This window comes from Neptunicoccus sediminis (assembly GCF_001719615.1).
GTDB lineage: Bacteria > Pseudomonadota > Alphaproteobacteria > Rhodobacterales > Rhodobacteraceae > Amylibacter > Amylibacter sediminis.
This window is the reverse complement of record NZ_MDVX01000002.1, coordinates 264,195-285,528: the sequence shown is the minus strand read 5'-3', so window position 1 is coordinate 285,528 and position 21,334 is coordinate 264,195. Positions and strand designations below refer to the sequence as shown.

General features: G+C 58.4%; 15 protein-coding genes. 13 read left to right on the top strand and 2 right to left on the bottom strand.

What is annotated here, in order from left to right; translation table 11 throughout:
* Nucleotides 1-9: 9 nt before the first annotated feature.
* Nucleotides 10-1,380: an aspartate aminotransferase family protein gene (locus BFV97_RS05295; protein WP_069299300.1), complete on the bottom strand. Its 1,371-nt coding sequence runs from the start codon at nucleotides 1,378-1,380 to the stop codon at nucleotides 10-12.
* A gap of 103 nt (nucleotides 1,381-1,483) precedes the next feature.
* Between BFV97_RS05295 and BFV97_RS05290 the strand changes: the two genes are divergently transcribed.
* Nucleotides 1,484-1,963, top strand: coding sequence for an Lrp/AsnC family transcriptional regulator (locus BFV97_RS05290; protein WP_069299299.1), 480 nt, complete (start codon nucleotides 1,484-1,486; stop codon nucleotides 1,961-1,963).
* A gap of 18 nt (nucleotides 1,964-1,981) precedes the next feature.
* Here BFV97_RS05290 and BFV97_RS05285 read toward each other — a convergent pair whose 3' ends face one another.
* Nucleotides 1,982-3,088, bottom strand: coding sequence for a mandelate racemase/muconate lactonizing enzyme family protein (locus BFV97_RS05285; protein WP_069299298.1), 1,107 nt, complete (start codon nucleotides 3,086-3,088; stop codon nucleotides 1,982-1,984).
* Between the two features lie 118 nt (nucleotides 3,089-3,206).
* On the opposite strand from BFV97_RS05285, the gene pdxR reads away from it, so the two are divergent.
* The 12 genes from pdxR (at nucleotide 3,207) to BFV97_RS05225 (ending at nucleotide 21,264) form a co-directional block, all read left to right on the top strand.
* Nucleotides 3,207-4,688 carry a MocR-like pyridoxine biosynthesis transcription factor PdxR gene (gene pdxR, locus BFV97_RS05280; RefSeq protein ID WP_069299297.1) on the top strand — a complete coding sequence of 494 codons (1,482 nt, stop codon included), beginning with the start codon at nucleotides 3,207-3,209 and terminating at the stop codon, nucleotides 4,686-4,688.
* Nucleotides 4,689-4,815: 127 nt separating this feature from the next.
* Nucleotides 4,816-5,892, top strand: a complete 1,077-nt coding sequence (locus tag BFV97_RS05275; RefSeq protein WP_069299296.1) for an extracellular solute-binding protein — start codon at nucleotides 4,816-4,818, stop codon at nucleotides 5,890-5,892.
* Between the two features lie 99 nt (nucleotides 5,893-5,991).
* The gene (locus BFV97_RS05270) at nucleotides 5,992-7,122 is read left to right on the top strand and encodes an ABC transporter ATP-binding protein (RefSeq protein WP_069299295.1); all 1,131 of its coding nucleotides are present in this window, start codon (nucleotides 5,992-5,994) and stop codon (nucleotides 7,120-7,122) included.
* A gap of 8 nt (nucleotides 7,123-7,130) precedes the next feature.
* A complete protein-coding gene (locus BFV97_RS05265) occupies nucleotides 7,131-7,997 on the top strand; it encodes an ABC transporter permease (protein WP_069299294.1) in 867 nt (288 codons plus the stop codon).
* 16 nt (nucleotides 7,998-8,013) lie between these two features.
* Nucleotides 8,014-8,871 carry an ABC transporter permease gene (locus BFV97_RS05260; protein ID WP_069299293.1) on the top strand — a complete coding sequence of 286 codons (858 nt, stop codon included), beginning with the start codon at nucleotides 8,014-8,016 and terminating at the stop codon, nucleotides 8,869-8,871.
* A gap of 17 nt (nucleotides 8,872-8,888) precedes the next feature.
* Nucleotides 8,889-10,505, top strand: coding sequence for a GMC family oxidoreductase (locus tag BFV97_RS05255; RefSeq protein ID WP_069299292.1), 1,617 nt, complete (start codon nucleotides 8,889-8,891; stop codon nucleotides 10,503-10,505).
* Nucleotides 10,506-10,531: 26 nt separating this feature from the next.
* Nucleotides 10,532-11,818 (top strand): NAD(P)/FAD-dependent oxidoreductase, encoded by a 1,287-nt coding sequence (locus BFV97_RS05250; RefSeq protein WP_069299291.1) that lies wholly within the window; start codon nucleotides 10,532-10,534, stop codon nucleotides 11,816-11,818.
* A gap of 123 nt (nucleotides 11,819-11,941) precedes the next feature.
* On the top strand, nucleotides 11,942-13,102 hold the full coding sequence (locus BFV97_RS05245; protein ID WP_069299290.1) for an HPP family protein: 1,161 nt from the start codon (nucleotides 11,942-11,944) through the stop codon (nucleotides 13,100-13,102).
* Between the two features lie 226 nt (nucleotides 13,103-13,328).
* Nucleotides 13,329-15,113: an autotransporter assembly complex protein TamA gene (locus BFV97_RS05240; RefSeq protein ID WP_245667589.1), complete on the top strand. Its 1,785-nt coding sequence runs from the start codon at nucleotides 13,329-13,331 to the stop codon at nucleotides 15,111-15,113.
* The gene (locus tag BFV97_RS05235; protein ID WP_083225523.1) at nucleotides 15,110-18,778 is read left to right on the top strand and encodes a translocation/assembly module TamB domain-containing protein; all 3,669 of its coding nucleotides are present in this window, start codon (nucleotides 15,110-15,112) and stop codon (nucleotides 18,776-18,778) included. Before BFV97_RS05240 ends, BFV97_RS05235 begins: the two co-directional genes overlap by 4 nt.
* 162 nt (nucleotides 18,779-18,940) lie before the next feature.
* A complete protein-coding gene (locus BFV97_RS05230) occupies nucleotides 18,941-19,600 on the top strand; it encodes a helix-turn-helix domain-containing protein (RefSeq protein ID WP_245667588.1) in 660 nt (219 codons plus the stop codon).
* Nucleotides 19,601-19,674: 74 nt separating this feature from the next.
* Nucleotides 19,675-21,264, top strand: coding sequence for an ABC transporter substrate-binding protein (locus BFV97_RS05225; RefSeq protein WP_069299288.1), 1,590 nt, complete (start codon nucleotides 19,675-19,677; stop codon nucleotides 21,262-21,264).
* Nucleotides 21,265-21,334: the final 70 nt, after the last annotated feature.

Here is a 21,334-nt window from a genome sequence, read left to right as displayed (position 1 = left end):
GGCGATAAGTTAACCCAGCACCTCCTTGACGGCCTGAACGGTCACGTCAACCACATGATCCACTTCGGATTCAGTGATGCACAGCGGCGGGGCAAAGCCGATGATGTCGCCCTGCGGCATGGCACGGGCAATCACATCGCGGCTGGCCATTGCAGCGGAAATCGACGGGCCGATCTTGCGGGATGCATCAAAAAAGTTGAGCGGTTCGGTTGTGTCGGCAAATTCAACCGCAGACATCAGACCCTCGCCGCGGACTTCGGCCACATTGGGATGATCCGCCAGCGCGTTTTTCAGGGCCGTGTTCAGATAGCGTCCGGTTTTTCCGGCGTTATCAACCAGTCCCATCTCGTCAATCAGGTTCAGGTTGGCAACTCCGGCTGCGGCCCCGATCGGGTGGGCAGAATAGGTCCAGCCGTGACCGATAGGACCGTTTTCATCGGTGCCGTTTTCCAGCACTTTCCAGACTTTATCCGACACGATGGAACCGGACAGCGGCGCGTAGGCCGAAGTCAGACCCTTGGCGATGGTGATGATGTCAGCCTCGATCCCGTAGTGGTCCGAGCCGAACATGCTGCCCAGACGACCAAAGCCGGTGACGACCTCATCCGCGATCAGCAGGATGTCGTATTTCTTCAGAACAGCCTGAATCGCCTCCCAATAGCCTTCGGGCGGGGGCACGATGCCGCCGGTGCCCAGAATAGGTTCCCCGATGAAGGCGGCAACCGTGTCAGGGCCTTCTGCGAGGATCAGCTCTTCCAGTTTCGCCGCGCAATCGGCCGCAAATTCTGCCGGTGTCATCGCGGCATCCTTGCGGCGCAGATAATAGGGCGCCTCTGTGTGGATCACTTGGGACAGGGGCAGGTCGAATTTATTGTGGAACAGTTCCAGACCCGTCAGCGAGCCTGTCATCAGACCGGAGCCGTGATACCCGCGCCAGCGCGAAATGATCTTTTTCTTTTCAGGGCGGCCAAGGATATTGTTGTAATACCAGACCAGTTTGATGTTGGTCTCGTTCGCGTCAGAGCCGCTTTGCCCGAAATAGACTTTGGACATATTGTCCGGTGCGCGGTCCAGAATCATCTTGGCCAGCGTGATGGAGGCTTCGGTGCCGTGGCCCACATAGGAATGGTAATAGGCTAGTTCATGGGCTTGTTTGGCGATCGCCTCGGCAATTTCGGTGCGCCCGTAGCCCACATTCACGCAGTAAAGCCCTGCAAAAGCATCCAGCATCCGGCGGCCGTCGCGATCGGTGATGTGGACGCCGTCGCCGCCGCTGATGACCCGTGTCGGGGTTTCCCCCCGCGCATGTTGCGCCAGATGTGTGGAGGGATGGAAGAAATTCTCGCGGTCCCATTCGGCCAGTTGGTCATTGTTCAGCATAGCTACGCCCTTTCGTGTGTGTTGCGCGCAGCATAGCAACGCGCCGTGACGAAACGATGCAAATCTGTTAGGTTTGCGCCTAATTTATGCAAGGATTGATCGAATGGCTGCCAAAACCCCCGCATTAGATGATTTTGATCGCAAAATTCTGCATGAAGTGCAGCAGAACAACCAACTGACTTCGACTCAACTGGCAGAGCGGATCGGCCTGTCCCCGACCTCTGCCCAGCGCCGGTTGAACCGGCTGCGCAAAGACAAGGTGATCAAGGGGGATATTTCGATCATTTCCGGAGCGGATGTGGGGCGCACGTTAACCATGATTGTCTCTGTCCAGCTTGAACGGGACCGCTCTGACATTATCGACCACTTCAAAAAGGCCGTGCGAAACGAACCCATTGTGATGAGCGCCTATTACGTCACGGGCGACAGTGATTTCGTGCTGATCATCAGCGCCCGCGACATCAAGGAATACGAAGGTTTCACCCGCACGTTTCTGTATGATAATCCTGACATCAAAGGGTTCAAAACCACCGTGGTGATGGATCAGATCAAAACGTCCTTTTACGTGCCCCCGTGGGAATGAACCCAAGGAAGCATCGTCTCATCTCTCCAGTTCGGACTTGCGATACTCTGCCTTGTCGAGCCATTCGGGATTGATTTCAATTCCCCAACCGGGCGCGTCTGTCACAGTGGCCTTGCCATCGCGGATTTCATAGGGGTCGCGGGTGAACAGATTCTCTTGCCAGGGGTAATAATCCAGCCCCTCGATGGAAAACTCCAGATATTTGCCCGCATTGGGAATGGCCCGCAACAGGTGCATCGTAAATAGCGTAACCAGCGACAGGTTCGCTGCATGAGGTGTGACCGGAATCCCCGCATCCGCGGCCATTTTGGCCACCCGCATCGTGCGGGACATACCCCCGAGGTAGAGCACATCCGGCTGCACAATATCCACGATCCGACCGTCAATCATCTGCTGCCAGTTGGCCATCATACAATCCTGCTCCCCCCCTGTGATGTCCAGATCCAATGCGTCTGTCACTTCTTTGGTCTGGGCAAACTCCCAATAGGGGCAGGGTTCTTCATAATGGGAAATGCCGTTGTCGATCAGCATCTTGCCAACCTCAATCGCCCGTTTCGGGGAATAACAGGAATTGGCATCGACCAGCAGCGCCACATCATCGCCCATGGCGCGGCGCATGGTGGGGACGATTTCTTCGGTGCGGCCTTCCCATTCGTCGCGGTCGCGGCCCACTTCCGCGCCAATGCGGAATTTGAAGGCGTCAAAGCCCTTTTCATCGCGTAGCCGGACCAGCCGCTCTGCTTCATCCTTGGGCGCTATGTCCCGCTTCATGGACGATCCGTAGGCGCGGAAATCGCCGGGGCTGCCGCCCATTAGGGTGCAGACCGGTTTGCCCTCTACCTTGCCGCGCAAATCCCAAAGGGCTGTTTCCAGCCCGCCCATAGCGCGGCGCAGGTAGGAACCGGGGAATTTGTGTTCGCGGTCGCGCACGAAATCCAGAATGCCATCCACGTCATAGGCATCCCAGCCCAGCGCATAGGGTGCCACCTGCCGGTGCAGCACTTGGGCTGTGATGTCGGCATAATAGGGCGCGACCTGACCCCAGCCTTGCGCCCCTGTGTCAGTGGTCACACGGGTGAAGCTGACGAATTCCGTGCTGAAGGTTTCGATGGATTTGATCTTCATGGGGGAGGCTCCGCTAGGCTGGGCAGGTCTGAAATCTTTGGCGTTGACCATAAAAGAAATTGGACCTTACAGTAGGTCCATTCCGACAATAGGAGCGGTCCAATATGGGGGATGCACAGTGAAGCAACAGGCCGGGGCCCTGCTGTCCTCTATCCGCATTGAACGGGGATCAGATCGCAAGATCAGTGTGCAGCTTTATATGGCCCTGCGCGAGATTATCCTGACGGGCGGTCTTGGCGTGGGCCGACGGCTTCCGGCCAGTCGTACGCTTGCCAAAGAGATCGGCGTGTCGCGTACGACCGTAATTGATGCTATCGACCGGCTTGTGTCCGAAGGGATGCTGGTATCCCGTGTCGGCGCTGGAACCTATGTGAGTGACGTGCTGGCGCAGCCTGAGGGTGGAAAGCAGGCGCAATCCCCCCCGAAGGAGGCGCAGGCCAAGCCGCAACTTTCCGAAAGGTTCACCACAGCGCTGGAGAATTTTGCCCCCCGCCAGCGGCTGCCCCATAAAAGTCAGGCTTTCATCACCGCGCTCCCCGCGCTGGAGGCGTTTCCGATGACCCATTGGGCGCGGATCTCGGCGCGCCACCTGCGGGGCAATCGGGACGAAATCATGGGCTACGGACCACCGCAAGGGCTGGACCGGTTGCGCCGCTCTATTGCCAGCCATCTGAACGCGGCGCGGGGGATCAAATGCAGGCCGGAGCAGATTTTCGTCACCGGCGGGGCGCAGCAGGCGTTTTCGATCCTCGGGCGTGTGCTGCTGAACAGCGGCGATAAGGTCTGGTACGAAAACCCCGGTGCTATCGGGGCTGGCAATGCGCTGGTGGCGAACGGGGCGCAACTGGTGCCGGTGCCGGTGGACGGGGACGGGCTGGATGTGGAGCGGGGCTCGCAGCTTGCGCCGGATTTCCGGCTGGCTTTTGTCACTCCGTCCCACCAGCAACCCCTTGGCCATGTGATGTCTCTGCCACGGCGTCTGGCACTGCTGGATGCCGCCCGTTCCGCCAATGCGATGATTGTCGAGGATGATTATGACGGCGAGTTCCATTTTTCGGATCGGGTGCAACCCGCGCTGAAAAGCATAGATACGCAGGACCGAGTGATCTATGTGGGCACCTTCTCGAAGACCCTGTTTCCCTCTATCCGGCTGGGCTTTATCCTGTCGCCCGACAGTCTGGTGCCGGTGTTCGATCAGGTATTCACAAGCTGGATCAGCGGCCCGTCCACGGCAACACAGGCGATTGTTTCGGATTTCATGGATGAGGGTCAGTTTGCCACCCACATCCGCATGATGCGCCGCCTTTACAAGGCCCGATATGATGTGCTGATGCAGGCGTCAAAGGCGCTGCCAGCAACGATACAGGTCCAGCCGACCCGCAGCGGATTTCACACCACGGCGTTTCTGGATCGCCGCGTGGACAGCGCTGCGCTGGTGGCGCAAGCGCGTGAACGCAACGTCATTACGGCGCCGCTGGCCCGCTATTGTCTAACGCCTGTTGAACAAAATGCGCTTGTGCTCGGGTTTGGCAGTGCAAAGCCCGATGATATTCAGACGGGGCTTAGAATTTTGTCTGGATTGCCCGCCCTTGATATATAATCCTGTTACAAATTGGTCTGATAAGAATTCGGCAATGGATATGAGTCGCAGTCCAATGCCTTTCTAAGGTTCACGTGCGACTGACTAGAACCCGACGCTGCCGCGTTGATACTTCAGGGAGTACATTATGAAACATAAAACAAAAATCACGGGTCTGATGGCGGCGCTGCTGCTGTCTACGGCCTCGATCGCACATGCCGAAACACTGCGTCTGCTGACTTGGGGGTCTTATGCGCCCGAGGAACTGGTGCAAAAGTTTGAGGAACGCTATCCCGATATTGACGTGGAAGTGACCTTTTCCAACAACGAGGAAATGATCGCCAAGCTGCGGGCCACCGGCGGTGCGGGGTTTGACCTTGCACAGCCAAGCCACGACCGTATTCACGCCGCGCAGATGGAATATGACATCTACAAACCGCTGGACCTGTCCAAGATTGACACCTCTGTGATGGAGACCTCCCATCTGGAGGGCGTGAAGGCCAATACCACCATCGACGGTGAAGTTTATGCGGTTCCGCATCAGTGGGGCACATCGGGTCTGATGGCAAACAAATCCGTGGCACCGGATTTCAAAGGCTGGGGTGATCTGTGCGATCCGAAATATGAAGGCAAAACCTCTATGCGCCTGAAGCGGACCATTCTGCTTGGCACTGCGTTTTCCATGGGGCATGATCCGTTTGCCGCCTATTCCGATCTGGATAAATACCAGCAGATTCTGGACGAAGTGGCCGAAAAACTGATCGACTGCAAATCCAACATCAAAGCCTATTGGAAAGGCGGCGACGATCTGTCCGCCATGATGCTGTCGGGTGAGATTGTGGCCTCTGAAACATGGGATTCCACAGCCTATAAGCTTTATGGTCAGAACAAGGACATCGTGTTTGTGCCACCCGAAACTGGGGCACTGGCATGGATCGACACATTTGCGCTGCCCCGCAAGGGCAAGGCGGATGATGCGGCCTACAAGTGGATCAACTTCGTGCTGGAGCCTGAGAACGTAACGATCATGTCCGGCAGCACCGGCGCGATTGCCGCTGTCAAAGGCGGGCTGGAGCTGCTGCCGGAAGACAAGCGCAACGCGGTGACTGCGGCCTTTACCGACGCAGATATTGCCAACCTGAAGTTCTTTGCCAACATCCCCGCCGGTGTCGAGGATATGGAAGGCAAAACGCTTGAGAAAATCAAAGCGGCCACTGGCGGCTAAACCTGTCCAGTAGAAGGGGCGGCGTTCACCATGACGCCGCCCTTTTTCTATCTGCCATCTGGCGCCCTTTTCCCACGACACTGACCAACGGATTTCCGAATGAACACTGCCACACTGACCGATCCGGCCCTTGATCCTGCATACGATCTGGAATGCAGCAATATCCACAAATCGTTCGGGGCTGTGCGCGCTGTAGATGATGTGTCGTTCAAAATTCCCAAGGGGTCTTTCTTTTCGATCCTCGGGCCGTCGGGCTGTGGCAAGACAACCTTGATGCGGATGATCGCAGGTTTCGAGGACCCCACTTCCGGCGATATCCAGATCAAGGGGAAATCGGTTCTGAACACGCCGCCTAACAAGCGGAACGTGAAGATGGTGTTCCAGCATCTCGCGCTGTTTCCGATGATGAACGTCTATGAAAACATCGCTTACGGATTACGCTGTATCGGGACGGATAAGGCGGAAATCGAACGTAAAGTGCGGGATGTGCTAGAGCGGATAGCCCTGCCGGATGTGGCAGATCGCGAAATTCACCAGCTTTCGGGTGGCCAGAAGCAGCGGATCGCGATTGCCCGCTGCATGGTGATGGACCCTGATGTGCTGTTGCTGGATGAACCGCTTGGGGCGCTTGACCTGAAACTGCGCGAGGCGATGAAGATCGAGCTTAAACTGCTGCAACACCAGTTCAACACCACCTTTATTTATATCACCCACGACCAGTCCGAAGCGCTGGTCATGTCCGATCACGTCGCCATTATGAACGAGGGCCGTTTTGAACAGATCGGCCGCCCCGAAGACCTCTATCACAACCCGCAAACATCATTCGTGGCGGGGTTCGTCGGGGATTCCAACCGCTGGTCCGGACGTGTCACTGCTGTGGAAGGCGGGGAATACCGTGTAGAGACAGAGGCAGGGCTGGTAATGACCAGTGCGCGGGCCGTGGGGCAGGGGATCAGCACCGGCAAGGAGGTTTCAATCTTTGTGCGCCCCGAATTTATCACAGCCCGCAAGACATCCTCTGAAGGCAGTGGCAACGCGCAAAACGCGCTGCAGGGGCGTGTGGATTCCGTTCTGTTCAACGGGGCCAACAGCCGCGTTCTGGTACGCGATCCCGTGGGGGAGCTGATCGAAGCAGATGTGGTTGTCACCGGCGGGGCAGAGGATTTGCGCGCGGGGGATGACGTCACGCTGGAATGGTCCGCTGCGCAAACCATGTGCTTTGCGGTATAGGGGGCGATATGCAATCTGACATCAAACGCCTTTCCCTGATCCTGCTGTTCGCACCCTTTGCGCTGTGGATCGCCTTGCTGATTATCCTGCCCCATATGGGGATGGTTGTGCTGTCCCTGCGCGAAAAAGTGGCGCCCCGCGTCTATGAGTTCGGCTTTGGCAATTACATTGATTTCATAAACGAGCCGATTTACTGGAACACGCTGCTGCGCACCGGTTCCATGTCTATTCTGGTGACGTTTCTGGCGCTGCTGATCGGCTTTCCGATTGCCTATTACATCGCCAAAATCGCGGGCAAACGATCCCGCGGGGCGCTGTTTCTGCTGTGTCTGATCCCTTTGTGGGTCAGCGATCTGATCCGCGCTTTCGGCTGGATTTTGCTGCTGCGGGAAACCGGCGTGATTTCCAGTTTTCTGACGGATATTGGCCTGATCAAACAGCCGATAGAGTTTCTCTACAACGACATCACGGTAATCATAGGGCTGGTTTATACCGTGATCCTGTTCATGATCGTGCCCCTTGTCTCAACCCTTGACGGGATGGACAACGCCATGATCGAGGCGGGGTATAATCTGGGCGGCAACGGGTTCACCGTGCTGCGCCGTATCATCGTGCCCTATGCCATGCCCGGCATCGTGTCGGGCTGTATCGTAGTGTTCATGATGACGGCGGGCAGCTATCTGACGCCGATCCTTTTGGGCGGCAAGAATTCCAGCTGGTTTACCGAACAGATCTACGACCAGTTTATCACCCGCTTCAACTGGGAGAGCGGCGCGGCCTTTGGCTTCCTGCTGCTGGCCTTTACATCTGTCGTTGTGTGGATCGGTTTGCGCCTGACGGGGCAGACGCTGGCCAACACTGTTGCGAAAAGCTGAAGGGGAGGGACCGGACATGGCATCATCCACCAAAAATCGCGCCTTTCTGCTGGGCTACCGCGCTTATATAGCGGCGTTCTTTATCTTTTTGGCCGCGCCTTTGGTAGCGGCAGGCAGTTTTGCCTTTAACGACTCGCTGTTTCCGGCGCTGCCGTGGCAGGGGTTCACGCTCGACTGGTTCTTTAACGATAGCGAGCCCAAGCTTGGTATGTTTCACGACCGCCGCCTGCTGCGGGGGCTGTATTATTCCGGCGTCATCGGCGTGATGGTTGCGCTGCTGTCGGTGTTCGTCGGCACCACCAATGCGTTCCTGTTTGTGCGCGGCAACTTTCCCGCCAAGAACTTCTTTTACATCCTGATGATCCTGCCGCTGGTTATTCCCGGCGTGATCCTTGGGATTTCCATTCTGGTCATGGCCAGCAATATCGCCAACGGGGTAGAGGACCGGTTTAATCTGGAACTGGAATTCCTGCGTCCGGGAATCCTGCTGGTTGTCTTTGGCCAGTTCAGTTTTGTCACCACCATCACCTCGCTGGTGATCACGGCACGTTTGAAGAAATTTGACACCTCGTTGGAGGAAGCTGCCCTGAACCTCGGGGCGAGCCGTGCGCAGGTGTTGCGCACTGTGACCCTGCCATTCCTGCGCCCTGCCATGATTGCGGCGGGAATTGTCGCCTTTCTGGTGTCGTTTGAGAATTTCAACACCACACTGTTCCTGGTTGGATCGGAGTCGCCTCTGACCATCACGATGTATGACCGGATGGCCAAAGTCGGCTCTACACCTGTGCTGAATGCTGTGTCATTCTTCCTGATCGTCGGGTCTGGTTTGCTGGCCTTGATCAGCGTCGTGATCCAGCGCGATCCCAAGTCCTGAAGTTAGGGAAGTCTGAGATGGAACAGGTGGATTTTATCATCGTTGGCGCAGGCTCGGCGGGTTGCGTGCTGGCCAACCGGCTGAGCGAGAACGGAAAGTATAAGGTGTTGCTGCTGGAAGCGGGGGGCAGTGATCTGAATTTCTGGATCTGGCTGCCCATCGGCTATGGCAAGACCTTCTACAAACGTAGCGTCAACTGGATGTATGAAACAGAGCCCAATCCAGAGCTGAACAACCGCGTGTCCTACTGGCCGCGGGGCAAGGTGATGGGCGGGTCCAGTTCCATCAACGCGATGGTCTATATTCGCGGGCAGGCGCAGGATTTCGACGGCTGGAAGGATATGGGCAATCCGGGCTGGGGCTGGGACGATGTGCTGCCCTATTTCAAGAAAGCGGAAACCAATGATCGGGGCGGATGCGAATTTCGCGGCGATTCCGGTCCGCTGCATGTGGGAACGATGGACCGCTTCCTGCATCCGATCTGCCAGAACTACATCACAGCCGGTGAACAGATCCAGATTCCGCGCAACGCCGATTTCAACGGCGCCAGTCAGGAAGGGCTCGGCACCTATCAGAACACCGCACGCGGCGGGATGCGTATGTCCACGGCGCGGGCCTATATCCGCCCTGCGCGCAAGCGGCGCAACCTGCGGGTGGAAAAACGTGCACTGGCGCAGCGGGTGATATTTGAAAACGGACGTGCCATTGGTGTGGAATACGCCCAGAATGGCAAGATTAAACAGGCTTTTGCAGCGCGCGAAGTGATCCTGTCCGCGGGTGCGATCAATTCGCCCCAACTGCTGCAACTCTCCGGTGTTGGGCCTGCAAAACTGCTGAAATCCAAAGGAATAGAGGTGGTCAGGGACGTGGCCGGTGTCGGTCAGAACCTGCAGGATCATCTGGGGATTGATTTACTTTACCGCTCCAAAGTGCCGACGCTGAACAACCAGTTGCATTCATGGCACGGCAAGCTGTTGCAAGGTATGCGCTATGTGCTGACACGGGGCGGTCCGCTATCGCTCGGGGTCAATCAGGGGGGCGGGTTTATCCGCTCCCGTCCGGGGCTGAACCGTCCCAACATGCAGGTGTTTTTCTCGCCGGTCAGCTATACCAAGGCGCCTCCGGGCAAGCGGCCGTTGATGAACCCCGATCCCTTTGCGGGCTTTCTGCTGGGAACGCAACCGATGCACCCGACCAGTCGCGGGTATCTGGCAATCCGCTCTGCCGATCCGGCGCAAGCCCCTGAAATCCACCCGAACTACCTGTCTACCGAACTTGACATGCAGGAAATGCTGGAAGGGATGTACTTCATGCGCAAGCTGGCTGCCGCGCCCGCCTTTCAGGACATCATCGACTCCGAAATTGCACCCGGTCCACAGGCGCAGGATGATGCCGCCTTTATCGAATACATTCGCGAGAAGGTCGGCACGGTGTTCCATCCGGTCGGCACTTGCAAGATGGGGCCGGACGCGAAAACCGATGTGGTGGACGCACGGCTGAAACTGCACGGGATGGACAGATTGCGGGTGGTGGATGCCTCGATCTTTCCCACAGTAACCTCTGGCAACACAAACGCTCCGGCTGTTATGGTCGGGGAAAAAGCTGCGGACCTGATTTTGCAGGACCATTCGTAACGCCAACAGCAACAGGCAGAGCAACCATGTTCACAGAGGATTACAAACAGACGCCCTACTGGTGGGAGGCCGCCCCCATTGCAGAGCGTACAACACAGGATCTGCCCCGCAAGAAGGTGGATGTGGCGATTATCGGCTCCGGGTATACCGGATTGCAAGCGGCGGTCCAATGCGCGCGGGCAGGGCGCTCTACCGTGGTGCTGGAGGCAAAAGCGCTTGGCTTCGGGGCGAGCACGCGCAATGGCGGGCAGATTTCCACCTCTGTGAAATTTGGGCTGGAGACGCTGACGAAACGCTATGGCCAAGAGATCGCAGAAGGCATTCTGCAAGAGGGGCAATCCTCTCGGGATTACGTAGAAGAGTTTATCCGCGCGGAAGGGATCAATTGTCATTTCAACGGGGCGGGCCGGTTTGACGGCGCCCATAGCCCGCGCCAATACGACAAGATGGTCAAAGAGGTGGCCGCTGGCAGCTATCTGAAAACGGATGCCTATTTGGTGTCAAAAGCTGACATGCCGGCGGAGTTGGGAACAGAGGCCTATTTCGGCGGCATGGTCTATCCCCGCCACGCCAATCTTCATCCGGCGCTTTATCATCAGGGCTTGCTGGGCGTGGCGCGACAGGCCGGTGCGCAGATCCATTCCCATTGCGGTGTGACCGGCCTGAAACGGCAGAACGGCGGTTTTGTGCTGGACACTGCCAAAGGACCGCTAGAGGCAACGCGGGTGATCCTAGCCACCAACGGTTACACTGGGGCCATTGCCCCGTGGCAGCGGCGTCGCTTGATTCCGATCGGGTCCTATATCATTGCTACCGAAGAACTGCCCGAAGCGCTTATCAACCGTCTGATACCAACGGACCGCAACATTTGTGACAGCCGCAAGCTGGTCTATTATTACCGCCGCTCGCCGGATCGCAAACGTATCCTGTTTGGCGGGCGGGTGTCCTTGCAGGAATCCGATCCCTCGGTCAGCGGCCCGCGCCTGCACCGCGAAATGGTGCGGATTTTCCCCGAGCTGTCGGCAACAAAGATCAGCCACAGCTGGACCGGACTGGTGGGCTATACCTTTGATACGCTGATGCACGCAGGGCAGGATGACGGTCTGTTCTACGCGATGGGCTATTGCGGGTCCGGCGTTGGCATGTCGAGCTACATGGGTATGCGCATCGGGCAACAGGCGGTGGATGACCCGCGCGGAATGACCGCCTTTAACAAAATCCCCTTCCCGACGCGGCCTTTCTATCAAGGCAACCCGTGGTTTCTGGCGCCTTCGGTCATGGCCTACCGGCTGTGGGACCGCACGGGGCTGTAAAACCGGTAACGCGGTCGGTTTCAGCGCTTTACGCAGGGTAATCCGTGGTTGTGCCTGCGCACAGGGGCGATATACCTCGGGTCCGACGCCCAACGGGGCAATGGTTGAAAGGGCGGTTTCCCGATGCAGATCAGACAGTATCTGGGCCATATGTGGCGCGGGCTTGGTCCTGCCATTAGCGGCGTGCCACCAGCCGAGATCGCCCGTGCCAGCTGTGGCGCATTGCTCGGGCTGGGGCTGGTGGGGGTGATGATCCCGTTTCTTGATCCGCGATTGGGACTGTTCATGATTGCCCCCTTCGGGGCCAGTGCGGTTTTGCTGTTCGGGGTGCCGAACGCTCCGCTGGCCCAGCCTTGGGCGGCAGTGGTGGGGAATACGGTCTCTGCACTTGTCGGTGTTGCCGTCTGCCTAAGCGTGGAAGACCCCACCATGCGGGTGGGGCTGGCGGTTGCGCTGGCGCTGGTGGCGATGATGGTCACGCGCTCGGTTCATCCACCGGGCGGGGCTGTGGCCATGACCGCCGCGCTGAACCCTGATGTGATCCGCGAGAGTGGCTTTTTCTTTGCCCTATCCCCTGTGGCGCTGGGCACGGCGGTTCTGGTTGCAGGGGCGATGATCTATGCGCCCCTGACCAAACGCCACTATCCCTTCCGCCAGTTTGATGACCCCAATGAGCGCGGCACCCAAGACCCCCCTGCAATCGAACGTCTGGGGCTGAGCGAGGATGACCTTACCGCGATCCTGCAACAATACCGCCAGTCTCTGAACCTCGGGGTGGAGGATCTTGCGCGGCTGATCGGGGCGGCTGAAATGCAGGCTGCGGGGCAGCGCAGCGGGCCGATGACAGCTAAGGACATCATGTCCCGCGATCTGATCACAGTGGGACCGGAGATGCGGGTGGGCAGAGTTGCGGACCTGTTTCGCAAACACGGGTTCACCACGCTTCCGGTGATCGACAAAAGCGGTCAGTACCTTGGCGTGATTTTCCAGATCCACCTGATCCGCCGCGCCCGCGAGGATGCCTTGCGACTGAACCGTCGTTTCGGGGCCGCAATGCAACGCCTGTTGACACCGCGCCGCCCCGAGCCTGTCAGGGCACGGCACATCATGGCCACAACCCTGCCGCAAGTGGACCCCGATACCCGTCTCGGCACGTTATTGCCGATCCTCGGGGATGGCGGCTATGATGCAGTTCCGGTGGTTGCAGAAGGCCGTTTGGTGGGAATCGTCGCCCGCAACGACCTGATCGCAGCGCTGGCGCGGGAAAGTTTGCGCAAAGGGTAAAAAGTGGCTGCCGCCAGATCCGCAGTGCAGTTTGATCACACCAGCGTGAAGGGCTGCAATTCAAACAGGTGGTGTAACATTCCAGACAGGTCCTGTAAGATCCGCATCAACGTGCCTTGGGCACAGCGGAGCGCCGCTTGACGGATCGCCCGATGGGAACAGATTAGATGGGGGCAGGATTGCAGTGACGGGGCATAGTTTGGGCAAATTTCTAAGGACAACAACCTTGGCCGGTGCAGTTGCACTGGGACTGGGGGGCGGGCTGTCTGCTTCGGCAGAAGCGTTTGATCTGCGTATTGTTGTGGGGCAGGAGGACGAAGACCTTGCCCAAACGCTGCAAAATGCCTCGCTTCTGGTAGAGCTGCAATCGCGCGAAAATGTGGCTGTGCAGGATATTATCGCATCGGCCCGCGCGGATTACGAACGTCTCGTCACCGCGCTCTACGGAGAGGCTCGCTACGCGCCGGTGGTTGAAATCAAAATCGACGGGCGCGAAGCCAGCAGCCTGTCTCCATTTTACACGCCGAAATCCATAGAGAACGTCGAAATCCGCGTCAAATACGGACCGCTGTTCCGGTTTGGCCGCGCGGAAGTTGCGCCCGTTGCACCGGGAAGCGAACTGCCCGAGGAATTTGCCACCGGAGAGCCTGCGCGGGTGGGGGTGCTTCGCGATACGGTGGATGCGGGGATCACCGGCTGGAGGGCGGTTGGCTACGCCAAGGCTGAACTTGGCGGCCAAAGCGTCACCGCGCGTCATGCCCAGCAACAGATTGACGCTGGAATCCGCCTTGCGCCGGGGCCGCGGCTGACTTTCGGTCGCCTGCTGGTCAGCGGCAATAAGGCGGTCCGCACCGAACGCATTCACGATATTGCCGGTTTCCCCTCCGGTCACGTGTTCTCGCCCGAGGAATTGCAGCGGGTGTCTACCCGATTGCGGCGCACCGGCGCCTTCCGCGTGGTCGCTCTCAAAGAGGCAGAGTCAGTCGGGGCGGGCAACACCCTTGATGTCACCGCACAACTGGTGGAATCACCGCCGCGCCGCTTTGGGTTCGGGGCTGAAATATCGTCGGTAGACGGGCTTGGCGTGTCGAGCTACTGGCTACACCGCAACCTGTTCGGCGGGGCAGAACGCCTGCGCATCGACGGCGCAATTTCTGGCATCGGCGGTGAAACAGGCGGCACGGATTACACGGTCTCGCTTCGCTTTGACCGGCCGGCAACTTTTAACGAAGACACTGATTTCTACATCGAAAGCAAAGCCGAACGTCTGCACGAGGAAAGCTACACCACCAAATCCTTTGAACTGGGCGCGGGAATCCGGCGCTATGCCTCTGCGGAGCGGGAATATTCGCTTGGTCTTGGCTATCGCTTTGCCGATGTTACGGACGCGTTTGGACGCCGGTCCTATGCATTGTTGATGGCACCGGCCTCGGCCACGTTTGATTACCGCGATGATCCGCTGGATGCCAAAAACGGGTATTATGCCAAGACCGAACTGACCCCGTTTTACGCGCTGCGCGGCACTGACAGCGGCTTGCTTGGAACGCTGGACATGCGGGCCTATAAATCCGTTGGCACAGAGGACCGGCTGACCTTTGCGCTACGCGGGCAGCTTGGCTCGCTCAGCGGTCCCGATCTGACCACCGCGCCAAGCGATTTCCTGTTTTACTCGGGCGGCGGGGGCACCGTGCGCGGGCAAAGCTATCAGTCGCTTGGCGTGGATCTGGGCGGCGGAGTTACCGTCGGCGGGCGCTCTTTTATGGGGGTATCTGCGGAAACCCGTTACCGGATTACCGACACGATCGCAGCGGTCGGGTTTTATGACGCCGGTTATATCGGACGCGAGAGCTTTCCCGATGGCACCTCGGGCAATTGGCACGCGGGTGCAGGGCTCGGGTTGCGCTATAGCACCGGACTTGGCCCGCTCCGTCTGGATGTGGCTGTTCCGGTCAGCGGACCGGGGGACAACAGCGGTGTGGAATTTTACCTTGGAATAGGACAATCGTTTTGATCTTGCGCCCCATTCGCACGTTTTTGATTTGCCTGCTGACGCTTCTGGCCCTTCCGGTGCTGGCGCAGGAAGATGCCGCCCCTGCGGAGGAAACCGAACAGCAGGAGTCCGACAAAGGTTTTTTGACCGAACTGCTGGAGGAGTCTCTGGGCGGCGAAGGGCGCGTGGTGTCGATCACCGGATTTCGCGGTGCGCTTAGCAGTACGGCGACGATGGAGCGCATTACCATCGCGGATAATTCCGGTGTGTGGCTGACGCTGGAAGGGCTGACCATGCAGTGGAACCGCAGCGCCTTGTTGCGCGGGCGCGTGGATATTGAACAGCTTGCCGCCGATGTGATCCGGCTCGACCGTTTGCCCGTGACCCCCGATACAGGTCTGCCAGAGGCCGAGGCCCAACCGTTTACCCTGCCCGAATTGCCGGTTTCGGTGAATGTCGGTGAATTGCGGGCGCGGGAGATTTTTCTGGGCAACGCGGTGCTTGGCACAGAAATGGCCCTGACGCTGGAGGCTTCGGCGCAGCTGGCGGATAATGTGGCGGATGTGAACCTGCGGGCGCAGCGGATTGACGGGCAGGAAGGCGCGTTCAGGATCATTGCCGAATACTCCGGCGCAACACAGGCGCTAACGCTCGACATCGGTCTTGAAGAGGGTGAGGGCGGTATCGCGGCGCGGCTGCTCGACCTGCCCGGATTGCCTTCGGTGGAACTGGCGGTGCAGGGGGCCGGAACGCTCGACGATCTGGCTACGGATGTGCGCATTGCTACGGATGGGGCGGACCGGCTGACAGGTGAGATCCGTCTGACCAGCCAGCAGACAGCCCCCGCAGAAGGCGCGCCGGCAGATGCTGCGGGCGAAGTCACCCGCGGCTTTGAGGCGGATATAAGTGGTGACATTACAGCGCTGTTCGCCCCGCAATACCACGACTTTTTCGGAGACTCCGTGCGCCTGCGTGCGGTCGGTCAAAAGCTGCCGGACGGGTCGCTTGAACTGGCTGAACTGAACCTGAAAACCAACGAACTGGCGCTGGAAGGCTCTACTACGCTTAACCCGCAATACTGGCCGGTGAAATTTGATCTGGATGCGGTGCTGGCGGGCGAAAGTTCTGTTGTGTTGCCGATTCCGGGGCCGGAAACCCGTGTGGATCGTGCCGTGTTGAACCTGAAATACGACCGTGCAGCGGGCAGCAACTGGAGCGGTGTTTTCAATCTTCGCGAACTGGTGCGCGACGGTATCCGCATCGGCACACTTGATCTGGACGCCCAAGGTATTCTGCGCGACGACATCGGCACTTTGGGGCAGGTTACAGCGGATCTGAAACTTGATGCGGGTGATTTTGACTTTAACGATCCCGCATTGGCACAGGCGTTGGGGCGGTCCATAAAGGGCGGGCTGAGCCTGAATTACACCGAAGGCGAACCGCTTGAACTGACTGGAATGAACCTGCGTACGGAGACAGCCGTGCTGACCGGCGCGGCCACTGTCAACGCGCTTGAAGATGCGTTTGAAACCTTGCTGGATGCGCGGCTGGTGGCGGATGATCTGTCACGGTTTTCCGGTCTTGCCGGACAAGACTTGAGCGGCGCCGCCGCCGTAAACCTCAAAGGCACGGCCGCGCTTGGCGGGGTGTTCGATCTTAACCTTTCGGGGGAGCTGGACAATCTGGCGATCAATCAGGCCGAAGCGGACAAGCTGCTGCGGGGCAAAACCACCTTTGCGCTAGACGCACAGCGGGACGAGACCGGCACAAGGTTGCGTCAGGCCAAACTGGAGAACGACCAGATGACGCTGGCCGCAAACGGGCGGCTGGCAACGGATGATGCAGAGTTTACCTATGCGCTGCGGCTGGAAAATGCCGCCATGTTTGATCCGCGCTTGCCCGGTCCGGCCACGGTCAATGGCACGGCGGTGCTGGATAAAACCGGCTGGAGCGTTGACCTGAAAGCCGCCGGTCCTATCGGCGCAGAAGCAGAGGTCGCCGGATTGGTGACAGGTCCGCAGGCCGCCGTAGAATTCCTGTTCAGCGTGCCGAACATCAACCCGCTGGTGCCCGCCTATAGCGGTCCGCTGCGGGTCGAAGGACGCGCTGCCCAATCGGATAAGGGCTGGCGCATCCAGACGGAAATCGACGGTCCTTACGGGCTGGATGCCACGCTGTCAGGGCTTGCCACCGGCGAAACGCCAATGCTGACCTATACAGCAAGCCTGCCTGACATCAGCCCCATCGTCCCAAAAATCAGCGGGCCTGTCACAGCGACAGGCACTGCACGGCAACTGGGTGATGTCTGGGAGGTGGACACGGGTCTGACCGGGCCGGGCGGTATGCGGGCGCGGGTGCAGGGCGATGTGGCCACGAATGGCACGCTCAACCTTTCGACCAACGGCGTGTTGCCCTTGGCGCTTGCGGACCGGTTCATCGCGCCGCGCAGCCTGAACGGACAGGCCAGTTTCGATCTTTCCGTGCGCGGACCTGCGGATGTGTCTTCGGTCTCGGGCCGGATCACGGCGCAGGATGCACGGCTCGCCGCCCCTGAACTGCAAATCTCCCTGACGGGCATTGACGCGGATATCCGGCTCAACAACGGACGAGCGACGGTTTCGGTAAACGGTGGAATATCCTCGGGCGGGCGGTTGTCGGTGAATGGTGGCGTGAACCTGAGCGGCAATCTGGCGGCGGATCTGACCATTGCCCTGCAATCCATCATTCTTGTCGATCCCGAACTTTACAACACCACGGTGAACGGCACCGTTAACGTCAATGGTCCGCTCTCTGGCGGGGCGATGATTTCGGGGGCTCTGGATCTGGGCGAAACCCAGATCAAAGTGCCCACTGCGGGGGCGGTGGGGTTCGCCATCATTCCCGACATCGTGCACATCAACGAAAGCGCAGCCTCGCGCCGGACACGTGCGAAGGCCGGACTGACCGGAGAGGACGCCTCAGGCGCTGGCGGCTCGAATGGCTCGTCTGCGACGGCCTTCGGGCTAGACGTACGGGTACGCGCACCATCGCAGATCTTTGTGCGGGGACGGGGACTGGACGCAGAGCTTGGCGGGCAGGTACGTCTGACAGGGACCACCGCAAATGTGATTTCTGCGGGCCGGTTCGAGCTGATCCGCGGGCGGCTTGATCTGCTGACCAAACGCTTTGACCTCGACGCAGGCAGCGTGCAGATGCAAGGGGATCTGGACCCCTACATCCGCTTTGTGGCCACGACGCGCACCGAGACGGGAACCGCCTCTATTATCGTAGAGGGGCAAGCCTCCAGTCCGGAGGTATCCTTTGAATCCGATCCGGCCGCACCGGAAGACGAAATTCTCGCGCAGATCTTCTTTGGCCGTGATCTTTCGCAGCTTTCCCCGTTTCAGGCGCTGCAACTGATCAATGCGGTGCGGACGCTGGCGGGCAAGGGGGGCGAGGGTGTCATCTCGAAGTTGCGCCGTGGTCTGGGCGTGGATGATCTGGACGTTGTGACGGATGCAGAGGGCAACACCAGCGGTCGGGTCGGCAAGTATCTTTCCGACAATGTTTACACCGATATCACCGCAGGTCAGGCGGGCAGTTCGATCTCTCTCAACATTGATCTGACGCCCTCTATCACCGCACGCGGCAGCGTGAGCAGCGAGGGCGAAAGCACGCTGGGTGTGTTTTTCGAGCGGGATTACTAAACAAGTTTAACAGCTTAGGTCTTAGGCGGGTCGAGAGGTCCGCCTAAGTCGCTGTGTTCGCTTGTTATTTTCTGAGTAAAATTTTTATTGTTGACGCAAAATTTATTTCTGCGCACCCTACGCGCCAACATCGGCAAAGACTGGTGCCAACGGGAGGATTCTGTGTCAGCAGACCGCAATTATGAAACAAGCGGACCGGTCAACGGTCTGGGGAACGGGTTGGGCACGCGGATGCGGCGCCTGAGACAACGCCGGTCCATGACGCTGCAGCAGTTGAGCGCAGCCAGCGGTGTGTCTGTGGGCTATCTCAGTCAGGTAGAACGGGATCGCGCCACGCCGACCCTTGGCACTTTGTCCCAGATCGCAGAGGCGCTTGGGCAGTCTGCCGAGTATTTTATCCGCACCCCCGCAGTTGCCGAAAGTTTCACCCGTGACGGCAATCGGCCACGGTTTTCCGTGTCCGGTTCCTCGGTCGAATACGAACAGATCGGGGTGAACCTGCCCGGTCACGAGATGACGTCTTTCGTGCTGAACGTGCCCCCCGGATATGAATCCGAGCTGATCCAGCATGTGGGCGAGGAAATCATCTACATTCTGGAAGGTGAAATCGTACAGCGGGTTGGCGGGCGCGAGTATACAATGACCCGTGGCGACAGCTTGCATTACCTAGGAGAAAAGCCCCACGGCTGGGCCAATGCCACCGATAAACCCGCACGCATCCTTTGGGTGGGGCGGATGCAATACCAGAAATCCGGAGAGCTCTCGCCAACGGATACAGAACACGGCGTACAGGTTTCCGAACTTGTCCCGATGCGCCCCTAAACAGGGGCAAACCCGCAGACAGAAACATCTGCTGCCAATATTCCAACACCAAACCAACGGAGAATATCGAAACAATGACACTAAAAACCACACTGGCCTCTGGCCTTTTGCTTGCATCGCTGGGAAGCGGCGCATTCGCACAATCCCTGGTCTACTGTTCGGAAGGTTCCCCGGAAGGCTTTGATCCTGCCCTTTACACCGCTGGCACTACGTTTGATGCGTCCAGCCAGCCGATCTACAACCGTCTGGCGGAATTCAAAACCGGCACCACAGAAACCGTACCGGGCCTCGCAGAAAGCTGGGAAGTTTCCGAGGACGGCAAAACCGTAACCTTCAAACTGCGCAAGGGTGTGAAATTCCACTCGAACGACCAGTTCACCCCAACACGGGATTTCAACGCGGATGACGTGATTTTCACATTCGACCGTCAGGGTAACGCTGAAAACCCCTACAACAAAGTGTCCGGCGGCACTTGGGAATACTATGGCGGCATGTCCATGCCGGACCTGATCGAAAGCATCGAAAAGGTTGACGATCACACAGTTGTATTCAACCTGACCCGTCCCGAAGCGCCGTTCATTGCCAATATGGCAATGGATTTTGCCTCTATCGTGTCCAAGGAATACGCAGATGCGATGCTGGAAGCCGGCACACCCGAGATGCTGAACCAAGCGCCGATCGGCACAGGTCCGTTCTCATTCCAAGCCTATCAGAAGGATGCGGTGATCCGGTATCTGCGTAACGACGATTACTGGGGTAACAAAGCCAAGGTTGAATCGCTGATCTTTGCGATCACTCCGGATGCGTCTGTGCGCTACCAGAAGGTTCAGGCGGGCGAGTGTCATGTTATGGCCTATCCGAACCCTGCGGATGTGGAAGCGATGAAAAGCGACGAAAGCATCGTTGTGATGGAACAAGAGGGCCTGAACGTGGGCTATCTGGCCTATAACACGCAAGTGGCGCCATACGACAACCCGAAGGTGCGTAAAGCCCTGAACATGGCCATCGACAAACAGTCCATAATTGACGTTGTGTTCCAAGGCTCCGGTCAGATCGCCAAAAACCCGATCCCGCCGACCATGTGGTCCTACAACAACGACATTCAGGACGATGCACATGATCCCGAAGCGGCCAAAGCCATGCTGGAAGCCGAAGGCGTCACCGACCTGTCCATGAAAATCTGGGCAATGCCGGTTCAGCGTCCCTACAACCCGAACGCGCGGCGTATGGCCGAGTTGATGCAGGAGGATTTCTCCAAGATCGGCGTAAACGTAGAGATCGTGTCCTATGAATGGGGTGAATACCTGTCCCGTTCCAAAGAACTGGACCGTGACGGCGCTGTACTGCTGGGTTGGACAGGTGACAATGGTGATCCGGACAACTTCCTTGCAGTTCTGCTGGGCTGTGACGGTGTTGGCAAATCCAACCGCGCACAATGGTGCAACGAAGAGTTCGATGCGCTGATCCAGAAAGCCAAAAGCGAATCTTCCCAAGAAGAGCGCGCCAAGCTTTATGAAGAAGCACAGGTTATCTTCAAGGATCAGGCACCTTGGGCCACCATCGCACACTCTGTTGTGTACATGCCAATGCGTCCTGAAGTGGACGGCTATGTGGTGCACCCGCTGGGCAGCCACATCTTTAACGAAGTTGGATTGTCCGAATAACAATCCGGCGATCAGGGGGCGGCATGAAGATGCCGCCCCCATTCCTTTTACCTCCAGTCGACGAGTGACG